At 72.2% G+C, this 19,174-nt stretch carries 14 protein-coding genes and 3 pseudogenes; 4 read left to right on the forward strand and 13 right to left on the reverse strand.

Translation table 11 applies throughout. The annotated features are described in order from the left end of the window. Positions 1-29: 29 nt before the first annotated feature. The 9 genes and pseudogenes from WJ438_RS10530 to WJ438_RS10570 form a co-directional block, all read right to left on the reverse strand. Positions 30-1,253: an arginine deiminase gene (locus WJ438_RS10530; RefSeq protein ID WP_406729644.1), complete on the reverse strand. Its 1,224-nt coding sequence runs from the start codon at positions 1,251-1,253 to the stop codon at positions 30-32. 343 nt (positions 1,254-1,596) lie between these two features. Beyond that, on the reverse strand, positions 1,597-4,152 hold the full coding sequence (locus WJ438_RS10535) for a polynucleotide kinase-phosphatase (protein WP_406724997.1): 2,556 nt from the start codon (positions 4,150-4,152) through the stop codon (positions 1,597-1,599). Further along, positions 4,149-5,623 (reverse strand): annotated as a pseudogene (locus tag WJ438_RS10540) (3' terminal RNA ribose 2'-O-methyltransferase Hen1). The gene WJ438_RS10535 and the pseudogene WJ438_RS10540 overlap by 4 nt, the downstream one beginning before the upstream one ends. Before the next feature lie 163 nt (positions 5,624-5,786). Continuing rightward, a complete protein-coding gene (locus WJ438_RS10545) occupies positions 5,787-6,710 on the reverse strand; it encodes an LLM class F420-dependent oxidoreductase (RefSeq protein ID WP_406724998.1) in 924 nt (307 codons plus the stop codon). Between the two features lie 147 nt (positions 6,711-6,857). Continuing rightward, positions 6,858-7,860, reverse strand: a pseudogene (locus WJ438_RS10550) (IS5 family transposase). 73 nt (positions 7,861-7,933) lie between these two features. Continuing rightward, positions 7,934-8,410, reverse strand: a complete 477-nt coding sequence (locus WJ438_RS10555; RefSeq protein ID WP_406724999.1) for a DUF6099 family protein — start codon at positions 8,408-8,410, stop codon at positions 7,934-7,936. A gap of 188 nt (positions 8,411-8,598) precedes the next feature. Beyond that, complete coding sequence (locus tag WJ438_RS10560; protein ID WP_406725000.1) at positions 8,599-8,958, reverse strand: nucleotide pyrophosphohydrolase; 360 nt, start codon at positions 8,956-8,958, stop codon at positions 8,599-8,601. After that, positions 8,951-10,201, reverse strand: coding sequence for an ATP-binding protein (locus WJ438_RS10565; RefSeq protein WP_406725001.1), 1,251 nt, complete (start codon positions 10,199-10,201; stop codon positions 8,951-8,953). The genes WJ438_RS10560 and WJ438_RS10565 overlap by 8 nt, the downstream gene beginning before the upstream one ends. Positions 10,202-10,287: 86 nt before the next feature. Continuing rightward, positions 10,288-10,683 carry a cell division protein SepF gene (locus WJ438_RS10570; protein ID WP_406725002.1) on the reverse strand — a complete coding sequence of 132 codons (396 nt, stop codon included), beginning with the start codon at positions 10,681-10,683 and terminating at the stop codon, positions 10,288-10,290. Between the two features lie 238 nt (positions 10,684-10,921). On the opposite strand from WJ438_RS10570, the gene WJ438_RS10575 reads away from it, so the two are divergent. The 3 genes and pseudogenes from WJ438_RS10575 (at position 10,922) to WJ438_RS10585 (ending at position 13,950) form a co-directional block, all read left to right on the forward strand. Continuing rightward, positions 10,922-11,377 (forward strand): tellurite resistance TerB family protein, encoded by a 456-nt coding sequence (locus tag WJ438_RS10575; protein ID WP_406725003.1) that lies wholly within the window; start codon positions 10,922-10,924, stop codon positions 11,375-11,377. A gap of 211 nt (positions 11,378-11,588) precedes the next feature. Beyond that, positions 11,589-12,935, forward strand: a complete 1,347-nt coding sequence (locus WJ438_RS10580; RefSeq protein ID WP_406725004.1) for a hemolysin family protein — start codon at positions 11,589-11,591, stop codon at positions 12,933-12,935. Beyond that, positions 12,932-13,950: pseudogene (locus WJ438_RS10585) on the forward strand (hemolysin family protein). Before WJ438_RS10580 ends, WJ438_RS10585 begins: the two are co-directional and overlap by 4 nt. Positions 13,951-14,038: 88 nt before the next feature. Here the strand turns inward: WJ438_RS10585 and WJ438_RS10590 are convergent. The 4 genes from WJ438_RS10590 to WJ438_RS10605 all read right to left on the reverse strand — a co-directional run bounded on the left by WJ438_RS10590 (position 14,039) and on the right by WJ438_RS10605 (position 18,186). Continuing rightward, positions 14,039-15,394 carry an FAD-dependent oxidoreductase gene (locus WJ438_RS10590; protein WP_406725005.1) on the reverse strand — a complete coding sequence of 452 codons (1,356 nt, stop codon included), beginning with the start codon at positions 15,392-15,394 and terminating at the stop codon, positions 14,039-14,041. Positions 15,395-15,461: 67 nt separating this feature from the next. Next, a complete protein-coding gene (locus WJ438_RS10595; protein WP_406725006.1) occupies positions 15,462-16,172 on the reverse strand; it encodes a maleylpyruvate isomerase family mycothiol-dependent enzyme in 711 nt (236 codons plus the stop codon). Then, entirely contained in the window at positions 16,172-17,020 is an 849-nt protein-coding gene (locus WJ438_RS10600) for a fumarylacetoacetate hydrolase family protein (RefSeq protein ID WP_406725007.1), read from the reverse strand. The genes WJ438_RS10595 and WJ438_RS10600 overlap by 1 nt, the downstream gene beginning before the upstream one ends. Continuing rightward, positions 17,017-18,186: a cupin domain-containing protein gene (locus WJ438_RS10605; RefSeq protein ID WP_406725008.1), complete on the reverse strand. Its 1,170-nt coding sequence runs from the start codon at positions 18,184-18,186 to the stop codon at positions 17,017-17,019. The genes WJ438_RS10600 and WJ438_RS10605 overlap by 4 nt, the downstream gene beginning before the upstream one ends. A 107-nt stretch (positions 18,187-18,293) precedes the next feature. Between WJ438_RS10605 and WJ438_RS10610 the strand changes: the two genes are divergently transcribed. Beyond that, positions 18,294-19,070 carry an IclR family transcriptional regulator gene (locus tag WJ438_RS10610; RefSeq protein WP_406725009.1) on the forward strand — a complete coding sequence of 259 codons (777 nt, stop codon included), beginning with the start codon at positions 18,294-18,296 and terminating at the stop codon, positions 19,068-19,070. Positions 19,071-19,174: the final 104 nt, after the last annotated feature.

Below are 19,174 nucleotides of genomic sequence, written 5' to 3' on the forward strand. Positions count from 1 at the left end.
AATTTATATGCAAACGCCCATCGGCACCTCTACACCGCGTCCCGCTCCACCGGGCAGCTCATGCAGCGCGGTCCACCCCTCCCCCGGCCGAGTTCGCTGCCGGGGATCTCGATCACCTCGATGCCCTGCTTGCGCAGATGCGTGTTGGTGGTGGCGTTCCGCTCGTAGGCGACGACGACGCCCGGTTCCACGGCCAGGACGTTGCAGCCGTCGTCCCACTGCTCGCGCTCGGCGGCGTGGACGTCCTGGGTCGCGGTCAGCACCCGGATCTCGCTGAGCCCGAGCGCGGCGGCGATGGCACGGTGCATGTGCTCCGGCGGGTGGTCGGTGACCTTCAGCTCCTTGTCCCCGACACCGGGTTCGATGGTGTACGAACGGAGCATGCCGAGGCCGGCGTACTGGGTGAAGGTGTCGCCGTCGATCATCGTCATCACCGTGTCCAGGTGCATGACGGCGCGTCTCTTCGGCATGTCGAGGGCGACGATGGTCTCGGCGGAACCGGTGGCGAACAGCTTGTACGCGAGCATCTCCACGGCCTGCGGGGTGGTCCGCTCGCTCATGCCGATCAGCACCGCGCCGTTGCCGATGACGAGGACGTCCCCTCCCTCGATGGTGGACGGGTAGTCGGCCTGCCCCTCGGACCAGACGTGGAAGTCCTCCCCGCGGAACAGCGGATGGTGCCGGTAGATCGCCTCGAAGTGCACGGTCTCGCGCTGCCGGGCGGGCCACCGCATGGCGTTGATGGAGACACCGTCGTAGATCCAGGCGGAGGTGTCGCGGGTGAAGAGGTGGTTGGGGAGGGGGCGGAGCAGGAAGTCGTCGAGTTCCATGACGTGGAAGCGCACGGACGTCGGCTCGGGGTGGGCGTCCAGGAACTCCCGCTTGGTCATCCCGCCGACCAGTGCCTCGGCGAGCTCGGCCACGGGCAGCGCCTCGAACGCCGCACGGAGATGGTCGGTGGCCAGCGGGCCGTACTCCTTCTCGTCGAAGACACGGCCCAGGACGAGCTCGCGGGCCGCCGGGATGTCCAGCGTCGAGGCGAGCAGCTCACCGAAGAGGTGGACGGTGACACCCCGGTCGCGCAGGACGTCGGCGAACCCGTCGTGCTCGGCGCGCGCCCGGCGCACCCAGAGCACGTCGTCGAACAGCAGGGCGTCCCTGTTGCTGGGGGTGAGCCTTTTGAGCTCGAGATCGGGCCGGTGCAGGATGACACGGCGCAGCCGTCCGGCCTCGGAGTCGACGTGGTAGGTCATGCCTCCATCCTGACCACCCGCGCGGAGGTTCACCCCTCTGCGGACGGGACGGAAATCGGCTTCCGCCGCCGGTGCGCCGCGGCCGGCACAGTCCGGGGCGGGCCAAGAGCCGCCGGGTGGCGGGGTGGGCGGCCGCCGGCCCGTGTGCAAAGTGACCGAGCCGGTCTCCCACCAGGACCCGGCGACGCCGGTGAAGGCGTACGCGCCGTGCAGCAGGCCGGTGAGGTAGCGGGGCCGGGACGCCAGGAACTCGTGGACCAGCGTCTCGGCCCTGCCGTCCCCGCGGAGCTCGGTGCCCCGTAAGCCCACGTGCCGGAGCTGTTCGGCGAGCAGTCCGGCGAAGCTACAGTCGCGGGTCGACCGGCTCCGACTCCAGTGCCAGTACGCCGAAGACCGCCTCGTGCACCCGCCACAGCGGCTCGCCCTCGGCGAGCCGGTCCAGGGCCTCCAGGCCGAGCGCGTACTCGCGGACGGCCAGGGACCGCTTGTGGCCCAGGGACCGGCCGCGCAGCCGGGCCAGGTTCTCCGGGCGCGTGTACTCGGGGCCATAGATGATCCGCAGGTACTCGCGGCCCCGGCACTTGATGCCGGGCTGCACCAGACGGCCCTTCGGGTCGCGGACCAGGGCCCCGACCGGCTTGACGACCATGCCCTCGCCGCCGCGTCCGGTCATCTCCAGCCACCAGTCGACGCCCGCCCGCACCGACTCGGGGTCGGCGGGGTCCACGTACAGGCGGCGGGTGGTCCGCAGCAGGCCGGTGGCGTCGTGCTCGACCATGCGGTCGAGCAGGGCGAGTTGCTCGTCGTGCGGCAGGGCGGCGAGGCTGCGGCCCTGGACGGCGAGGATCTGGAACGGGGCGAGGTGTACGCCGTCCAGTCCGTCGGTGGGCCAGCAGTAGCGGCGGTAGGCGTCGGTGAACGCGGCGGCGTCGTCGGCCCGTTCGCGCTGGCGGTCCAGGAGGCCCTTCACCTCCACGCCCCGGGAAGCGGCCTTCTCCAGGGCCGCCAGCGCACCCGGGAACACCGCGCCGGAGGCGGCGCCCACCGCTGCGTACTGCGAGCGCAGCAGCCCGGACGCCTTCAGCGACCACGGCATCAGCTCAGCGTCCAGCAGCAGCCATTCCGTCTCGAGCGTGTCCCAGAGCCCGGCCTCGGTGATCGCCGTGCGCAGCCGGCCGAGGATCTCCTCGGTGACCGCGGCGTCGTCGAGGAACGGGCGGCCGGTACGGGTGTAGAGCGATCCGGCCGGGCCGTCCTCGACACCGAAGTGCTTGGCGGCCGCGGCCGCGTCCCGGCAGACCAGGGCGACCGCCCGCGACCCCATGTGCTTCTCCTCGCACACGACGCGCTCGACCCCGTCCTCCCGGTACTGGGCGAAGGCCTCGACCGGGTGCTCCAGGTAGCCGTCCAGGTGGGAGGTGGCCGTGGGGGCCATGGTCGGCGGGAGGTAGGGCAGCAGGCGCGGGTCGATCGCGAAGCGGCTCATGACCTCCAGCGCGGCGGCGGCGTTCTCCTCGCGCACGGCCACCCGGCCGGCGTGCCGGGTCTCCACGGTCCGGCGGCCGTGCACGTCGGCGAGGTCCAGCGGGCGGCCGTCGTGGCCGCCGGGGGCCTCGGTGCGCAGCGGGCGGGTCGGCTCGTACCAGACCCGCTCGGCCGGCACGTCGACCAGTTCCCGCTCCGGCCAGCGCAGCGCGGTGAGCTTGCCGCCGAACACGGCCCCGGTGTCCAAACAGATGGTGTTGTTCAGCCAGGTCGCCTCGGGGACCGGGGTGTGGCCGTAGACGACGGCGGCCCGCCCCCGGTAGTCCTCGGCCCACGGGTAGCGCACGGGCAGGCCGAACTCGTCGGTCTCGCCGGTGGTGTCGCCGTACAGGGCGTGGCTGCGGACCCGGCCGGAGGTACGGCCGTGGTACTTCTCCGGCAGCCCGGCGTGGCAGACGACGAGCCTGCCGCCGTCGAGGACGTAGTGGCTGACCAGACCGTCGACGAACTCCCTCACCTCGGCGCGGAACTCCTCGCTCTCGCGGTCCATCTGCTCGATGGTCTCGGCGAGGCCGTGGGTGTGCTGGACCTTGCGGCCCCTCAGGTACCGGCCGAACTTGTTCTCGTGGTTGCCGGGGACACACAGCGCACTGCCCGACTTCACCATCGACATCACCCGACGGAGCACGCCCGGACTGTCCGGGCCGCGGTCGACGAGGTCACCGACGAAGACCGCGGTGCGGCCCTCGGGGTGCACGCCGTCGGTGTAGCCCAGCGCGCCGAGCAGCGACTCCAGTTCGGTGGCGCAGCCGTGGACGTCGCCGATGATGTCGAAGGGGCCGGTGAGGTGGGTGAGGTCGTTGTACCGCTTCTCGGTGACGACGGTGGCGCTCTCGACCTCGGCGACACCGCGCAGGACGTGCACCTTGCGGAAGCCCTCGCGCTCCAGACTCCGCAGGGAGCGGCGGAGTTCGCGGATGTGCCGCTGGACGACCCGGCGGGGCATGTCCGCGCGGTCGGCGCGGGCCGCGTTGCGCTCGGCGCACACCTCCTCGGGCACGTCGAGCACGATGGCTATCGGCAGTACGTCGTACTGCCTGGCCAGGTCGATCAGTTGGCGCCTGGCGTCCTGCTGGACGCTGGTGGCGTCGACGACGGTGCGGCGGCCGGCGGCGAGCCGCTTGCCGGCGATGTAGTGCAGGACGTCGAAGGCGTCCTTGGACGCTCCCTGGTCGTTCTCGTCGTCGGAGACCAAGCCGCGGCAGAAGTCGGAGGAGATGACCTCGGTGGGCTTGAAGTGGCGGCGGGCGAAGGTGGACTTGCCCGAGCCGGAGGCGCCGACGAGGACGACGAGGGAGAGGTCGGTGACGGGCAGGGCCCGGCCCCCGGTGCTTCGGGCTTCGGCGGTGGTCATGCGGCCTTCTCCTCCTTCACTGTCCCGGACCCGGACCCGGTCACGAACACGGCCATCTGGGTGGGCGGCCCGACCTCCGGGTCGTCGGGTCCGATCGGCTCGAACCCGACGTCGTAACCGTGGCGTTCGGCCACTTTCCGCGCCCAGCCGCGGAACTCCTCGCGGGTCCACTCGAAGCGGTGGTCGCCGTGCCGGACCTGGCCGGCCGGCAGGCTCTCCCAGCGCACGTTGTACTCGACGTTCGGGGTGGTCACGAGGACCGTGCGGGGCGGGCCGCGCCGAACACGGCGTACTCCAGGGCGGGCAGCCGCGGCAGGTCGAGGTGCTCGATCACCTCGCTGAGCACGGCCGCGTCGTACCCCTTGAGCCGCTTGTCGGTGTACGCCAGCGAGCCCTGGAGGAGCTTCACCCGCGCCGCCTGCCGTTCCCCGATCCGGTCCAGCTTGAGCCGCCGGGAGGCGAGGGTGAGCGCCCGCATGGACACGTCGAGGCCCACGATCTCGGTGAAGGCCGGGTTCCGCAGCAGCTCCTGCACCAACTGGCCCTGGCCGCACCCGAGGTCGAGCACCCGGGCGGCCCCGGACTCGCGGAGCGCGGCGACGATCGCGTCCCTGCGCAGCACGGCGAGCGGGGTCGGCTTCTCCTCGCTCTCGGTGTCCTCCCCCACGGCGTTGTCGATCTCTTCGACGGCGGTGTCGTCGGCCTCCGCGAGCCGTACCAGTTCCAGCCGCTCGAGCGCCTCCCGGGTCAGCGACCAGCGGCGGGTCAGGTAGCGGCTGGTGATCAACTTCTGCTCCGGGTGGCCGGGCAGCCAGCCCTCACCGGCGCGCAGCAGCTTGTCCACCTCGTCGGACGCCACCCAGTAGTGCTTGGCGTCGTCGAGGACGGGGAGCAGGACGTAGAGGTGGCGCAGAGCCTCGGCGAGGGTGAGGGTGTCCGCCTCCAGGACGAGGCGTACGTACCGCGAGTCGCCCCACTGCGGGAACTCGGTGTCCAGGGGCACCGGCTCGGCCGTGACCGTCCAGCCGAGCGGCTCGAAGAGCCGCCCGACCAGTGCGGGGCCGCCCCGCGCGGGCAGCGCGGGTATCTCGACGCGCAGCGGCAGCGGTCGCCCCGGCAGCTCCGGGCGGGCCTTGCACACACCGCGCATCGCACTGGAGAAGACCGCGCTCAGCGCGACGGCGAGCAGCGAGGACGCCGCGTACGGGCGGTCGTTGACGTACTGCGCGAGCGCGGCGTCGGGTGCGCCGCCACGGCCCTTGCCCCTGCCGCGCCGGATCAGTGCCACCGCGTCCACCTCCAGCAGCAGCGCCGCCGTGCAGCGCTCGTCGTCCGCCTCGGGGTAGAGGACGTGCGCCGTGCCGTAGGAGGTGGAGAACGCCTGCGCTTTCCCGGGATGCTTGTGCAGCAGGAAACCGAGGTCGGTCGCGGGGCGCTCGGGGGCGCCGGTGGTACTGATCGTCAGGAACACGGTGGTTACACCTCAGAACACCTTCTGAACTGTGGATACGCGCCGGATGCCCGGCGCGCCACGCCAACGTACAGGCAAGAGGTGCGAACCCCGTCGGAATTTTTCCGGCCGCCGGTTCCCGCGCACACCGGCACCGGGTGGGACCCGGGGTGGGTGCGGTCGGCTAGGACAGCTGGGACTGGACCTGGGAGGAGATCAGTTCCAGGTGGTCGAGGTCGGAGAGGTCGAGGATCTGGAGGTAGATGCGCCGGGCGCCGATCTCGGCGTAGCGGCCGATCTTGTCGACGACCTCGGCGGGCGAGCCCGCCAGGCCGTTGGCCTTGAGCTCGTCGGCCTCGCGGCCGATCGCGGCGGCACGGCGGGCGACCTCCCGGTCGTCCTTGCCGACGCAGACGACCAGGGCGTTGGAGTACACGAGGTCGCCGGGGTCGCGGCCGGCTTCCCGGGCGGCGGCGCGCACCCGGCCGAACTGGCGCTCGCTGTCCTCGATCGAGGCGAAGGGCATGTTGAACTCGTCTGCGTGGCGCGCGGCGATCCGTGGGGTGCGGACGGCGCCGTGGCCTCCGATGAGCACCGGGACCTTCGACTGGGCCGGCTTGGGGAGCGCCGGGGAACGCGTGAGGTCGTAATAGGTGCCATGGAAGTCGTAGGTCTGGCCGGCCCCGGTGGCCCACAGCCCGGTGATGATCTCCAGTTGCTCCTCCAGGCGGGCGAGCTTCTCCTTGGGGAAGGGGATGCCGTACGCCCTGTGCTCCTCCTCGAACCAGCCCGCGCCCAGGCCGAGTTCGATGCGGCCGCCGGACATCTGGTCCACCTGGGCGACCTGGATGGCGAGGACGCCGGGGAGCCGGAAGGTGCCGGCGGTCATCAGGGTGCCGAGCCGGATGCGCCTGGTCTCGCGGGCGAGGCCGGCCAGGGTGATCCAGGCGTCGGTGGGGCCGGGCAGGCCGTCGCCGGAGCCCATTTTGAGGTAGTGGTCGGAGCGGAAGAAGGCGTCGAAGCCCAGGTCCTCGGTGGCCTTGGCGACGGTGAGCAAGGTGTCGTAGGTCGCCCCCTGCTGGGGCTCGGTGAAAATTCGGAGATCCATGTCTCCATCCTGCCTGGTCGGACCCGGTACGGTCGGGCCGGTCCCGCGCGCCCGCGACCGGCGGCCGGGTGAATCCCGGCGACGGACGGTGACTGCTCTCCAGGCGCGCCCAGGCGTTCTGCCCCTAGGGCCTGTGTGATGTTGTGATCAATCGGCCGCTTGCAGGAGATCTCCGATCCAGATCATCGAGGCGCGGAGTTCGAGGCCGGCGAGGTAGCTCTCGGGCGTCTTGTCGAAGCGTGTGGCGATGCCGCGCCAGTCCTTCAGCCGGTTGATCAGTCGCTCGACGGTGTTGCGGTCACGGTAACGATCGGCGTCGTACGTGACGGGACGGCCGCCCCTGCTGCCCTTCCTCTTGCGGTTGGCGGCCTGGTCCTTCTTCTCCGGGATGACCGCCCTGATGTGCCGTTTGCGCAGGTAGGCGCGGTTGGCGCGGGACGAGTAGGCCTTGTCCGCGGCGACCGCGCCGGGCCGGGTGCGGGCCGGCCGACCGGCCCGCGGACCCGGACCTTGTTCAGCACGGGGATGAACTGCGGGCTGTCCGCGGCCTGCCCGGCGGTCAGCACGAACGACAGCGGCCGGCGCTTTTGGTCGGCGGCGAGGTGAATCTTGCTGGTCAGTCCGCCGCGGGACCGGCCGAGCAGGGCTTCCTTCAGGCGGAGCCTGCGTCGGCGGCGGACGCGCCGGCGTTCTTCCCGCTCGGGCCCGTTTCCGCCGTCCCGCCCGTTCTGTTCCGCCTTGTCGCCCCCTTTTGCCGGGCCTGTTCCTGCTCGGCGGCGGCCTCCTCGAGCGCCTCCATGACCTCCTGGCCGACGAGCATCCCGGCGGCGTCGTGGTGGGCGCGGACGGTCGTGGAGTCCACGCTGACCAGGGACAGGTCCGTTTTGCCCCGGCGGGCGGCCTCGGCGATCAGGCCCTCCAGCAGGGCGGTGAAGACACCGGCGTTCCGCCAGAGCCGGAAGCGTCCGTAGACGGTCGGCCAGGGGCCGAACTCGCCCGGCATCTCCCGCCACTGCGCGCCCGTCCTGAACCGCCAGATCACCCCCTCGAACTGATCCCGCAGCCGCTCGGGGTACGGGCCGTACTCGCCTATCGGCAGGAACGGCTCGATCAACTTCCACTGTTCTTCGGTGAGTTGTCTGCGCGTCACGATTGTCTTCCTACCGGATCCGCCTTCCAGGCGGATCCGGACCGGCAAGACTGATCACAACATCACACAGGCCCTAGGTGTGTTCCGCCTCGCGCTCCGCCAGGGCACGGTCGCGGTCCGCCAGCTTGCGGAGCATCTCCAGGACGCGGTCCCGGGACTCGTCCGCCGCGTCGATGGCCTCCACGCACTGCCAGTACGCGGACTCGTCGTCCGCGGAGCAGGCGAGGCCGACCAGCGCGATACCGACCTCGCCGAGCAGTCCGCCGAGGTGCGTCAGGGTCTTCCGGGCGTCGCCCAGTTCGGTGAGCCGGGCCGCGCGCGGGCCGGCGGGACCGAGTGGCGGGGTGTCCAGGACACCGCAGCCGCGGCCCGCCAGTTCGGTCAAACCCAGTGCCTCGCCCCGCAGTTCGGGTGGGCCGGCGACCGCGAGGCGGCTCCCTATCGCCTGGGCGAGAGCCTGGGCCTGCCACACCTCCGCCGAGAGCTCCGGCACACCGCCGGCGGTGGTCAGGGCCCGTCTGCTCGCCGCTATCAGCCGCACAGCGTCCATATGCGCTGCCCCTGTCTGTCCGACGCGCTGCCCACGCGTCCACCCAACTCTCTTGTCAATTACCCAGAGTGAGGCCTGTTCAGTCAAAAAGCCATGGAGAAGGCGGAAATCTGGTGACAACAATTCAAAAACGGTCGACAAGTCGAACACGGAGCGTGACAACGGGGCTCCCTCCACGCGAGGGCGGTTCAGACCGGGAAGCGGCGCTCGTTGCGGTCGATCTTGGCGTCCAGCGCGGTCAGCGGGTCGACGCCGAGCACCTCGCACAACTGGAGGAGGTACGCGAGCACGTCGGCCACCTCGTCGGTGACGCGGTGCGCGGTGTCCGGGTCGTCCATGACCCGGGTCGACTCCTCGGGCGTCAGCCACTGGAAGATCTCGACGAGTTCGGACGCCTCCACGCTGAGCGCCGTGACGAGGTTCTTCGGCGTGTGATACGGCTGCCAGTTCCGCGCGGCGGCGAACTCGGCGAGCCTGCGCTGGAGTCCGGCCACATCGAGCGGGGCGCGCGGGCCGGTGGGGTGGGTCGGGTCGGTCGGGTCAGTCACGGTTCAGGTCTACCACCGTCACTCCGCCCACCCCCGTGGCCCAGGACGCGTCGCTCACCGCGCCGACCAGTCGGATGTGTCCGCGCTCGCACATCCGCGCCGCCAGCCGCAGCAGTTCCGCGCGCTGGAGCGGGTCCAGCCCCCGGTCGAGCCCGTCGGCGAGCACGGTGAGCGTCTGCAGCGCGGCGGGCACCTCGCCGGACGCGTCGACCTCCAGCACACCGGGCCCGGTGAGCAGGACCAGCGCGAGGGCGAGGTACCGGAGCTCTCCGTCCCCCAGCCGACCGAGGTCGGTGCGGATGCCGTCGCCCCGGTCGAGCAGGGCGCGGACCAGTCCGGCGCCGTACGGCTCGGCGCACAGCCCGGCGACCGGGCCGGCGCATCCCGCGCGCACGGCGGACACCAGGAGCCCGTACCGGATCGCGCACTCGGCCTGGGTGCGCCACAGCACGTCGGCGAGGTTGCCGCAACCGCCGAGCAGCCGCCCGCTGCCCAGCGGTACCGGGTCGCGCATGCGGTCGGGACGGGGATCGCAGGCGAAGACGGAGCGCAGGGCGACCACCATCTGTTCGGCGGCGGCCAGCACCCTGCGCTCGCCGGGCGTCTTGCCCGCGACGCGCAGCGGCAGCAGCGCGGTGCCGAGCCGGTCGTCGGGCAACGGGCCCCGGGTGACCGGGGTCGATCCGGCCGTGTGCCACGCGGCCTGGACGGCGCGCCGGCCGGGGTCGCGCAGCGCGGTCTCCAGCAGGACCACCCCGTCCGCCGTCAGCCGCTCCCCCACGATCCGCAGCTCCGGTTCGGTCTGCACGGCGACCTCCAGCCGGACCGGGCCCTCGGGGCCGTCGGCGGTGCAGCCGATCCGGAAGCCCCGGCGGTGCTGCGCGTCGGCGCGGGCCCGCTCCGGCACGCACGCGTCCGGCTCGGGGAACGCCTCTTCGAGTTCGGCCCCGCCGCCGAGCCGGGCGAGCGCCTCGTAGGCCCGCAGCGCGCTGGTCTTGCCGCTGCCGCTGACCCCGGCGAGCAGGGTGAGGGGGCCGAGCGGGAGCCCGGTGTTGCGGTGCCCGGCGAAGGCGGACAGCAGCAACTCGGTGAGGTGCGGCCGGTCGGGGTGCCCCTGGGAGCCGCCGCGCCCGTGGGCGGTCCGGGAGGAGGGGGCGGACGCGGTGGGCGGGGTGGGCGACGGCAGAGGCGCGGGCGGGGCGGACGCGGCGGAGAGCGGCGGCGCCGGGCGGGGCAAGGTCATGTGCGGGACGCTCAGGGCGCCGGCGCGGGGCGAACCGTTCCGCTTGTGCGTGCTTCCCACGATCGGGCGACACCGTCACCCACCGTTCACTCCTCCGGGATCCCGACGCCCTGCATCAGTCCGGTCACCTCGGTGTCGGCCGGGGTCAGCAGGAAGACGTTGCGGTCGACGCGGTGCATGCCGCTGCCCAGGCCGAAGACGACGCCGGTGCTGAAGTCCAGTATCCGCTTGGCGACGTCGCCCTCCGCGCCGGTCAGGTCGAGCAGGACCGGTATCCCGGCCATCAGCGTCTCCGCGACGTCGCGGGCGTCGGCGAACACGCTCACCCGCAGGACCACGAGGCGGCGTCGCGCCTCGGTCTCCGCCTCCGGCCTGGACCGGTGGCCCGCGGAGGACGGCCAGGCGTCCCGGCCCCGCAGCGGCACGACCTGGGCGAGCCCTTCCCACTGTTCGTCGGTGACGTCGTGGCTGTTCACCGGCATGCTCCGTCCCGGGTCGCGCTGGTGGTCTGCATCGGGCAATTCTTACGCATGGTCACCTGTTCGGCCCAATGCGACACACTCCGCCACCTCGGGCCGCCCGAGGTGGGGCCTTCCGCCCAGAGGGGCCGGATCCGCTAACTTCTACGTTGCTGTAGATACTTGCTGTCGACACCGTCCGGGGCCCGGCAGGCCGCACGGCGTGAAGCCGGCGCCCCGCACCCGAACACTTGGAGTACGCATGGCCCTGTGGGACCGCATCAAGGAGTCCGCGTCGCAGATGCAGACCCAGCTCGACGCGAAGAAGAACGATCTGAAGAGCGGCGCCTTCCGTGACGCGAGCATGGCCATGTGTGCCCTGGTCGCCGCCGCCGACGGTTCGGTCGACCCCTCCGAGCGGCAGCGGGTGGCCCAGCTCATCTCCACCAACGAGGTCCTGCGGAACTTCCCCGCGGACGATCTGCGCCGCCGTTTCGAGGAGAACCTCGACAAGCTGATCGCGGACTTCGCCTTCGGCAAGGTGAGCGTGCTGCAGGAGGTCGCCAAGGCGAAGAAGAAGCCCGCCGAGGCGCGCGCCGTCATCCAGATCGGCATCGTCATCGGCGGCGCCGACGGCGACTTCGACCAGAACGAGCAGGCGGTCGTCCGCGAGGCGTGCTTCGCGCTGGGGCTGCCGCCCCACGAGTTCGACCTCTGAGTCGCGGGCCGGACCGCACCCGGAGGGGTGCGGTCCGGCCCGTTGCGGGAACATGGCTCCCGTCAGAATCGTTGGACCGCCGACAGACCCGACCCGCAGGAATACGAGGAGCCACGTACGTGTCCGGCAGATCGACGGACCCCCCGGGACACAGTCCCGGACCGCCCCGTCACGAAACTGTGGAAACCGGCACCCGGCGGGGTGGTGCTAGATGAGTGCCGTGGAGGCCCTTCCGGGCCTGTTCGCCGTGTTCGTGCTGACCGCCGGCACCGGCTACTTCGTCGCCCAGGAGTTCGCCTACGTCTCCGTGGACCGGCTCGCGCTCGCCCGCGAGGCCGAGGCCGGGGACCGCAGGGCCGCCCGCGCGCTGAAGGTGCTGGAGCGGCTGTCCTTCATGCTGTCGGGCGCCCAGCTCGGCATCACCGTCACCGGTCTGGTCGTCGGCTTCATCGCCGAGCCGTCGGTGTCCGCGCTGCTCAAGCCGGCGCTGTCCGGCCTCGGACTGCCGGACGCGGCCGTCGGCGGCATCTCCGTCGTGCTCGCCTTCGTGCTCGCCACGATCGTCCAGATGGTGCTCGGCGAGCTGGCCCCGAAGAACCTCGCCATCGCCGTGCCCGAGCGGCTGGCGAAGGCGCTGGCCGGCTCGACCCTGGCGTATCTGAAGGTCGTCGGACCGCTGGTGCGGATCTTCGACAACGCGGCCTCCCGGCTGCTGCGCCGCATCGGCATCGAGCCGGTCGAGGAGCTGCACCACGGCGCCACACTGGAGGAACTCGGCCATCTGATCGGCGAGTCCCACGAGAACGGGGCGCTGCCCGGGGACACCGCCATCCTGCTGGACCACGCGCTGGAGTTCTCCGAGCGCACCCTGCACGCGGTGATGGTGCCGCGCGCGGACGCCGTCTTCGTGCGCGGGGAGGCGAGCGCCGACGAGACGGTCGCCCTGATCGCCGCGCACGGCCACTCCAACTACCCCGTCCTCGGGGACCACCCCGATGACGTCGCGGGTGTGCTGGGTGTGCGCGAGCTGATGGCGCTGTCCGCCGACCGGATCGCCGGCGCCACCGCCGCTGCCGTGGCCAGGCGGCCGCTGCTGCTGCCGGACACGCTTCCGCTGCCGGACGCGGTCGCGCGGATGCGCGAGCAGGACGACGAGTTCGCTGTCGTCCTCGACGAGCACGGCGGTGTGGCCGGCATCGTCACCTACGAGGACATCGCCGAGGAGCTGGTCGGTGACATCGCCGACGAGTCCGACAAGGTCACCGAGCTCGCGGTGGCCGACGGCGAGGGCTGGCTCGTGGACGCGGGCCGCCGGCTGGACGAGGTCGCCGAGGCGATCGGCGTACGGCTGCCCGAGGAGGACGACTACGAGACCGTCGCCGGGCTGATCGTGGATCGGCTGGGCCGTTTCCCCACCGTGGGTGACCGGGTCACCGTCGAGCTGCCCCGGGGTGGCCGCGCGGTGATCGACGTACGCACCCTGGACCGGCATGTCGCCGAGCGGGTGCGGATCACGGCCCCGGCCCGGGAAGAGCACACGGCGGAGGAGCCCGCATGAGTTTCCCGATGGCTCTCTTCGTGACCGTGCTGCTGCTGATCGGCAGCGGGTTCTTCGTGGCGGCCGAGTTCGCCCTGGTCGCCGCCAAACGGCACCGCATGGAGAAGGCGGCGGCCGAGGGGCGGCGCGGTGCAGGTGCCGCACTGGCCGGCATGCGCGAGCTGTCGCTGATGCTCGCCGGTGCCCAGCTGGGCATCACGGTGTGCACGCTGGGCCTGGGCTCGGTCTCCAAGCCCGCGATCTCCCGCGAGCTGGATCCGCTGCTGCACAGCCTGGGGCTGCCCAGCGCGGTCAGCTACGGTGTGGCGTTCGCCGTCGCGATGACCGTGGTGGTGTTCCTGCACATGGTGGTCGGCGAGATGGCGCCCAAGTCGTGGGCGATCGCCCACCCGGAGCGTTCCGCGATGCTGCTCGCCCCGTCGTTCCGGGCGGTGGTGAAGGTCGTCCGGCCGCTGATCCACGTGCTGAACGTGGTGAGCAACGCACTGGTACGGCTGTGCCGGGTGAGCCCGCGCGACGAGCTGGCCTCGGTCCACGACCGTGAACAGCTCACCCACCTGGTGGTGGAGTCGGAGCGGCTCGGTCTGATCAGCAAGACGGACTCGCAATTGCTCACCCGCTCGCTGACCGAGCCCGACACCCCGGTCGCCGCCCTGCGGATCCCGGCCGAGGAGATCACGTCCGTCGAGGGTGACGCGGGTGTCGACGAGGTGCTGCGGGTGGCCACCGCGTACGACCGCACGCGGCTGCTCGTCCGTGAGGGCGGCACCGTTCTCGGCGCGGTCCACGCGCGTGACGCGCTGGTCGCCCGTGCCCGGGGCCGCGCCACGAGCGCCCGCGAGCTGGCCCGCCCGGTGCCCGAACTGACGGACACCACGACGGTCGCCGACGCGATCGACCTGCTGCGCCGCCGCCGGGGCACCCTGGCGGTCGTCCGTGACGACTCGGCCGGCTGACCGGTCTGGTCACCCTGGACGACCTGCTCGCCCGGCTCATGCTCCCGGCCGAGAGCTGACCGCACGCCACCGGGCGCGAGCACAAGAGCGCCGGCCGGTCCGCGACATGCGGACCGGCCGGCGCTCTGTCGTGCTCGGCTCCCGGCGTCAGCGGGCCGTGCCGCCCGCGAGCGCGGCTGCGCCGGCTTCCGTGAGCTCCGCCGTGGCGTCGGTCGCAGCCGGGGCGCTCTCCTCGATCCGGACCGAGGCGAGCGGGATGGGCTGGAACATGGGCGGTTCCTCGTCCGGGAACAGTGCGGTGGGGCCGTACACCCAGTCGGTGAAGGCCCACTCGGCGGGGTCGAGCTCACGCATGATCGTGTTGCGCTGCAGCCGCGGCGTGCCGTCGAGGTGCCACAGCTCGCCCCAGGCGCGGGCGGTCGTCAGCACCCGGCGGCAGTGCTCGACACGGACCGCCTGGTACGCGGCCAGTGCGGCGTCCCAGTCGACGGCCGACGGGGCGGCGCCCTCGGCGCGCAGCCGGGCGACGTGCCGGGCGAGGACCCAGCCGTCCTCGATCGCCATGATCGCGCCCTGTGCCATGTACTGCAGCGGCGGGTGGGCTGCGTCGCCGAGCAGGGCGATACGGCCGTGCACCCAGGTGTCGATCGGGTCGCGGTCCATCATCTGCCACCAGCGGTCCCGCCACATCAGCGGGATGCCCTTGCCCACGGTCTCGCAGGTGCCCTCGAAGGCCGCGTCGAGTTCGTCGGGGGTGCCCCAGTCCTCCTGCCCGGCGAGGGCCTTGGGCGACTGGAACACGGCGACCTGGTTGAACATCTCGCCGCCGCGCAACGCGTACTGGACGAAGTGGCAGCGGGGCCCGATGTAGACGGTGACGTCCTTCTCGGCGATGCCGTTCTCCCGCACCTGGTCGATCGGGACGGCCGCCCGGTAGGCCACGTAGTCGGAGCTGACCACGTCGTCGCCGACCAGCTTCTGCCGGGCCACGGAGCGCAGTCCGTCGGCGGCGATGACCAGCGGCGCCTCCTCGGTGTGGCCGTCGGCCAGGGTGATGCGGGCGCCGCCGTCGATGTTCTCGTAGTCGACGACCGTCTGGTCGGTCACCAGGTCCACGCCGGCCCGCCGGCAGGCCCGCAGGAAGAGTCCGTGCAGGTCACTGCGGTGGATGACCATGTACGGGAAGCCGTAGCGGCGCTCGAGCTCGCCCAGGTCGAGGCGGACCAGCTCGCGGGAGTCGAGCGCGTCGCGCATGACCATGTTCTCGGGGACCACGCCGAGTTCCTTGGCCTCGTCGAGCAGGCCGTACTCGTCGAGGATGCGGGTGCAGTTGGGCGCGATCTGGATGCCGGCGCCGACCTCGCCGAACTCCTTGGCCCGTTCGAGAACACGGACGCGCAGCCCCTCCCGGGCGAGGGCGAAGGCGGTGCTGAGGCCACCGATGCCACCGCCGACGATAAGTGCGTCGGGTCGGCCTTCGGTGGGAGGGGTCGCAGGGGTCATCGTCATTTTCCTGTCTGAGCCGGGGGCCCTGATCTGCCTGTCCGCGCCGGGGAGCCGGCGCTGTCGGTCAGAGCCAGGGACCCAAGGTGGGTGCCGGGCCGCCGTCGGGGGCGGTGAGGGCGTGCCTGCGCCCGGTGAGGTAGGCCGTGATCTCGGCGAGCGGGCCGGTGAGCACGGTGGGCTCGCCGTCGCCGGGGAGTTCCCGGACCTCTCCGGTGTCGGTCTCCGTCAGGCGCAGCGCCGGGCCGGGGGCCTTGGCGCGCTTGGCGATGACGTCGTCGCAGAGCGCGGCGAGGAAGTCGGCCGGCAGGTCGGCGAAGGTGATGCCGGTGTCCAGGTCGACGGCGTGGACGCACACCTCGCGGGAGCGCATCCAGGGCAGTTCGGTGGCGGGCACCGTACGGCCCTGCGCCGTCACGACCGGGGACCGCCACTGGTCGTCGCCGAGCGCGGCCGTCGACACGGCGAGTGCGTCGGCGGACCGGCGCAGCCATGCGGTGAGTTCGGCGGCGGGCATCCCGACGCCGCGCTCGATGCCGGCGGCCCGTTCCTCGGGGGACGCGTACATCGGGGTCTCTTCGCCGGTGGCGGCCCAGTGCACGAGGTTGCCGAGGGCGTCCGCGTTGGCGGCGACGTGGGCGGCCAGCTGCCTGCGCTGCCAGCCGGGCAGGCAGCTGGGCGCGTCGTAGGCCTTGTCGTCGAAGTCGGCGGTGGCCTCGAGCACCAGGTTCGTGCCGAACTCCGCCCAGCGGCGGGCGTCGTCGAACGTGCGGGGCATCAGGCCTGCTTCTCCTGGACGACCTTGTTCTCCAGACGGCCGATGCCCTGGATCTCGGTGACCACGGTCTCGCCGCCGAGCAGGTAGCGGCCGGGCTTGCGGGCGTGGCCGACGCCGCCGGGGGTGCCGGTGGCGATGATGTCGCCGGGGTTGAGGCGGATCATCGTGGAGACGTACTCGACCAGGGCGACCGGGTCGAAGAGCAGGTCACCGGTGTTGTCGGACTGCATGACCTCGCCGTCCACGGTGAGCTTGACGTCGAGCGCGGGGCGGACGCCGCCGGGCAGGTCGTCGGGGGTCACCAGGTACGGGCCGACGGGGGTGGTGGAGTCCCAGGTCTTGCCCTGGAGCCACTCGCGGGTGCGGAACTGCCAGTCGCGCGTGGTGATGTCGTTCAGCACGGTGAAGCCGGCGATGGCCTGCTCGGCCTGCTCGCCCTTGGCGCGGCGGACCTGCTTGCCGACCACGACGGCGAGTTCGACCTCCCAGTCGAACTGCTCGGTCTCCTCGGGGCGGGCGATGTCGTCGGTCGCGCCGATCAGTGAGTCGGCGAACTTCGCGAACAGGGTGGGGTACTCGGGCAGGTCCCGGCCCATCTCCTGGATGTGGTTGCGGTAGTTGAGGCCGACGCACACGACCTTGGACGGCTGCGGGACCACGGGCGCGAGGTCGGCGCCCTCGGCGGGGTACGTCGGCGCCTCGTCGGCGGTGACGGCAGCGGCGCGCTCCGCCCAGTCGTCCTGGGCGAGCAGGGTGCCCACGTCGGGGAACCCGAGGTCGACCAGGACGTCACCGTCGAGCCGGACGGCCTTCGTGGTGCCGCCGGTACGGAGGGTGGCGAGCTTCATGAGCGGGTGGTTCCTTCCACGTGGGTACGGTCGAGCCGGAGGGCTTCGAAGATCGGGGAGTCGCTGAACCGGAACAGGTCCAGGGCGCCCGAGTCGGAGTCGGTGGCGCCGGCCTCGGAGCGTACGGAGAGCGGCTGCCAGGACGGGACGACGAACAGGTCGCCGCGCGTCACGGACCAGGACGTGTCGCCGACGGTGACGGTGCCAGAGCCGTCGAAGACCTGGTAGACGGACGAGCCGGTCTCGCGCACCGGGGCGGTCTCGGCGCCGCGTGCGACGCGGTGCACCTCGGCGCGGATGGTGGGCAGCACGTCGGCGCCGGTCGACGGGTCGGTGAACCGGACGGCGGCGTGGCCGGGCTCGACCGTGCCGTCGAACCCTTCCCTCTCCAGGGCGAGCTGGTCGGTGAGCGCCCGGTCGGTGTGCTCCCAGCGGTACGCCAGCAGGGGCGTGCCGGGGGCGACCGAGCCGGCGGCGACCGGGCGCAGGCCCGGGTGGCCCCACAGGCGCTCGGAGCGGGACCGGTCGGGGGTGATCCGCTCGGCGTCGCTGATCTCGTCGCGGCCGAACTCGAAGAACTGGGACTCGCTGGTGTACTGGAACGGGATGTCCAGGCCGTCGATCCAGGCCATCGGCTCGGTGGTGGCGTTGTGGTGGGCGTGCATGTTCCACCCGGCCTGCGGCAGGAAGTCGCCGCGCCGCATGGCCACCGGGTCGCGGCCGACGACCGTCCACACGCCCTCGCCCTCGACGACGAAGCGGAAGGCGTGCTGGGTGTGGCGGTGCTCGGGGGCGTCCTCGCCGGGCATCAGGTACTGGATGGCCGCCCACAGGGTGGGCGTGGCGAAGGGGCGGCCGCCGAGGGCGGGGTTGGCCAGTGCGATGGCGCGCCGCTCGCCTCCCCGGCCGACCGGGACGATCTCACCGGCCTGGGCGGCCAGTTCCCGCAGCCGCTCCCAGCGCCACAGGTGCGGTACGGCGCGGGAGCGCGGGTGAGCCGGCATGAGGTCGCCGATCTCGGTCCACAGCGGGACGAGCAGCTCGCTCTCGAAGCCCCGGTACAGCTCCTCGAGCGCCGGGGTGACGTCGGGCTGGTCCGCGGCGCTGACAGCGCTCAGGCGAACGGGGGAGCCCGTGGCAGTGGGGGTGCTGAAGGAGGTGGTCACAGCTGCCACTGTCCTCCATGTCCACGGAACGGACATATAAATTCTGGAGAGCAGAACACCTGCGAGAGATGCGACAGTCGAAACAGGCAAGCACCGGGAGGTTCGCCGTGGACAAACCGCTCAAGACGCCGCCGCCGTACGCCATCGCCAGCGTCGACCACGCCCTGCGCGCCGCGACGATGCTCCAGCTGGAGGGCTCGCTGACCGTCACGCAGGTCGCCGAGCGGCTCGGAGTGGCCCGGTCGACCGCGCACCGGCTGCTGGCCATGCTGGTCTACCGGGACTTCGCGGTCCAGGACGAGCGCCGGGCCTACCACGCGGGTCCGGTGCTGGAGCTGGCGACGCACTCTCGTTCCCTGGTGTCCCGGCTGCGGACAGCGGCCCTGCCCCATCTGCACCGGGTGGTGGACCTGCTGAACGAGACCACGAACCTCACCATCCGTACGGGGGACACGGCCAGGTTCATCGCCAGCGTGGAGTGCGACCGGACGCTGCGGGTCGGGTCCCGGGAGGGGATGGTCTTCCCGGCCCACCGGACGACGGGCGGCCTGCTGCTGCTCGCGGAACTGAGCGAGGAGGAGCTGGCGGAGGTGTACGCGACCGAGCACTACCGCGACCGGCCGCAGGAGCGCCCGGACCTCGGCCTGCTGTCCGCGGAGCTGAAGGGCATCGCCCGCGGTGGCTTCGCCGTGAACCGGAACCGCTCCGAGCGGGGCCTGGTGGCCGTCGGGGTCCCGGTCCGTGACGCCGAGGGCACGGTCCGGGCAGGTCTGTCGATCTCCATGCCGGGCATCCGCTACGACCCCCACCACCTGCAGTTCCTGGTCAGCACCCTGCAAGCGGCGGCCCGAGCCCTGAGCGCGGACCTGGCCAGGACGGCCTGAGAGCCCGGCCGGCGTCCGGCACCGCTCGCCCCGAGGACCGCCGCTCCGGCCTCACCGCCTGCGCACCCGTCAGCGGCGTCAACCGCTCCGACCCGACGCCCGGG

The sequence above is a fragment of the Streptomyces sp. GD-15H genome (assembly GCF_045291515.1).
Taxonomy (GTDB): Bacteria; Actinomycetota; Actinomycetes; order Streptomycetales; family Streptomycetaceae; genus Streptomyces.